The organism is Leucobacter soli (assembly GCF_042659205.1).
In the GTDB taxonomy this organism is placed as follows: domain Bacteria; phylum Actinomycetota; class Actinomycetes; order Actinomycetales; family Microbacteriaceae; genus Leucobacter; species Leucobacter soli.
This window is the reverse complement of record NZ_JBHSRW010000290.1, coordinates 1-2,501: the sequence shown is the minus strand read 5'-3', so window position 1 is coordinate 2,501 and position 2,501 is coordinate 1. Positions and strand designations below refer to the sequence as shown.

2 protein-coding genes, 2 tRNA genes and 1 pseudogene are annotated in these 2,501 nt (G+C 67.9%); 4 read left to right on the top strand and 1 reads right to left on the bottom strand.

Annotated features, from left to right (window positions below):
* The 4 genes and pseudogenes from ACFPZL_RS12245 to ACFPZL_RS12230 form a co-directional block, all read left to right on the top strand.
* Positions 1-488: pseudogene (locus tag ACFPZL_RS12245) on the top strand (DNA primase); the annotation flags it as partial.
* Positions 489-542: 54 nt separating this feature from the next.
* Positions 543-1,391 carry an ABC transporter ATP-binding protein gene (locus ACFPZL_RS12240; RefSeq protein WP_218116403.1) on the top strand — a complete coding sequence of 283 codons (849 nt, stop codon included), beginning with the start codon at positions 543-545 and terminating at the stop codon, positions 1,389-1,391.
* A 107-nt stretch (positions 1,392-1,498) separates the two neighbouring features.
* Positions 1,499-1,571, top strand: a tRNA-Asn gene (locus ACFPZL_RS12235).
* A gap of 80 nt (positions 1,572-1,651) precedes the next feature.
* Positions 1,652-1,722, top strand: a tRNA-Gly gene (locus ACFPZL_RS12230).
* Positions 1,723-1,845: 123 nt separating this feature from the next.
* On the opposite strand, the gene ACFPZL_RS12225 is transcribed toward ACFPZL_RS12230, so the two are convergent.
* Positions 1,846-2,412: a hypothetical protein gene (locus ACFPZL_RS12225; protein WP_382331918.1), complete on the bottom strand. Its 567-nt coding sequence runs from the start codon at positions 2,410-2,412 to the stop codon at positions 1,846-1,848.
* Positions 2,413-2,501 lie beyond the last annotated feature (89 nt).

Below are 2,501 nucleotides of genomic sequence, written 5' to 3'. Positions count from 1 at the left end.
AGGCTCCGCGGCTCGGGCTCGCCTCGCTGCCGGCGACCCCGGCCGTCCGGCTCGAACGCGACGCGCTCATGGCCATGCTGCAGCAGGGCCAGGCGATCGGCGCCGAGCTGATGGTCCAGGCAGCGACGGCCGAGGTCGGGGATCCCTCGCTGCGCGTGGTGCGGGATGCGATCGCCTCGGCCCTGCCTTCTCTCGGCGCCAATGACTGGTTCGAACACGCTCTGGCGGAGGCGCCCGAGCCGTACCGCGGCCTGATCCGGGAGCTCGCCCTCGCGCCGCTGCCGGTGCCCAAGCAGTCGCCGGAACAGCTGGGCGCCTATGCGCGCGACATCGTCGTCGCCCTCCTGGACCGCGACCTGCTCGCCCTCAAGGGGCAGCTCGTCGCCCGGATGCAGCGGGTCGGGGACGCGAACTCGCCCGAGTCCCGGCAGATCCAGCAGCAGCTCGCCGGGCTCGAGGCCGCGCGGCGCACCCTGCGCGCCGAGTAGGGTTCGACGTTCTAAGCTGGCTCCGCAGTCCCTACCGAAGAGGAGCCCCACACCATGGCAGATCCGGTGCCCCTGGCAGATCCGGCCGTCCTCGTCTCCGACCTGTCCTTGAGCTATCCGGCCTCGGGCGGGCACCGCGCCTACAACGCGGTCGAGGGGATGAGCACCGTGCTCGGACGGGGGCGGACGCTCGCCCTGCTGGGGGAGAGCGGCTCCGGCAAGTCGACCTTCGCCCGGTTCCTCGCGGGCCGGGCGGATGATTCGCCCGAGAAGTCGTCGCGGATCCGCGCGACCGGGGGCGACGCAGTCGTGCTCGGCGTCCCGCTGCGTCGTCTGAGGAAGCGCGCCGCGTTGCAGCTGACCGCGCACGTCGGCATGCTGGGGCAGGATGCGGGCGCCACGCTTCCCCCGGAGTTGAACGTCGGCGACATCCTCTTCGCGCCGATCGCCGAGCGCAGCAAGCATTTCGACCGTACTCAGCTCGGCGAGCGGATCGTCGAGATGATGGACATCGTCGGGCTCCCGCTCGGCAAGCTGCAGGAGTACCCGTACGAGTTGTCCAAGGGCCAGCGGCAGCGGGTCGCCGTGATGCAGTCGCTCATGCTCGAGCCGAGCCTCTACATCGCCGACGAGCCGACTCTCGGCGTCGACGCCAACAACCGGCCCCGCATCGTGGACCTCCTCGAGTGGTACCGCAAGCGCAGCGGCGCGACGCTGATCCTCGTGAGCCACGACATCGGCATGCTCGAGCGCCTCGGCCAACGAGTGCTCGTCATGCAGCAGGGGCGCGCGGTCGGCGAGGGCGACATCGACGACATCTTCCGCACGGCGGATCACGGCTACGTGCAGCAGCTCGCGCAGGCGCTGCGGGCCAGCGCCTACGACGAGATCGCGGAGGCGTAGGATCCGACGAACGCGATGCGCGTTCGGAACCGGCGACGCGCGGGCGCGGGGATTTGCCGCGGTACTTTTCGCTTTGCTAAGCTGGACGACGTTGCCTCGCGCAATGATCCCCTGTAGCTCAGTTGGCAGAGCGCTTGACTGTTAATCAGGATGTCGCTGGTTCGAGCCCAGCCGGGGGAGCGGAGCCCTCAGACCGGAGAGCGGAGTCTCACCGTGGATGAGGGTTTTCGTGAATGAACGGACCGTTCTCGACGGCCTCCGGGGATGTAGCTCAATGGTAGAGCCTCAGTCTTCCAAACTGATTACGCGGGTTCGATTCCCGTCATCCCCTCTGCGGAACCCCCTGCCCATGGCAGGGGGTTCGTGCTTCGGGGAATCCGGGAATCCCTCTGAACCCGGCGCGTGGCGCGATTCGCGGGTTACCGGCCAGAAAGAGTGGATGGGGTTGGGCGTGTCAGGCTCGGCCGGCCCATCCGGTACGTTCCCAGAGTCCTTCACCAGCGTCGAGGCCGGTGTCGTAGAGCGCTGGCCCGTCACGTTCTTCTCGTGGTTTCGGGCGTTGTTTCGTGGGTGCGGGCGCCGCGGTTTTGGCTGCTTCCTCGAACGAGAGCTCGTGCAGGGTGAGGAACCACTCCGCAGCCCGCCTGCGATGCTCCTCGCTCATGCCGCGGTGTCGCTTCAGGAGGTCACGCAGCTGCGCGTTGACCCCGCCTTCCAGTGGTGACGTTGTTCTCGGGTTCCCGTAGACCACGTACGTGAAGATCAGATCCTTCCGAACGATGTTCTGCACGAGGAACCAGGCCTTCCGGAGCCGGTCATGGGTGTACCCGAGCTGCCCGTTGCGCAGCAGGGTGCGCTCACGGGTGAGGTGCCCGAACGCACGCCACCACTCATCGAGGCGGATCTGCCACAGGATGGCGGTGTCTTCGTCCCAGACCCTGCTCAGCTGCAGCACCAGCAGCCGTAGCGCTCGCCCGGCCCGGGTGCGCGGGTTCCTGGCGAGGTGCCGTGTCACGTTCATCTGCACGTGGAAGTGAATCGTGTCGTGTTTGATGGAGGGTAATCCTGTACCGAAAGGAACCCCCGGCATCATGCCCGTCCCATACCCCG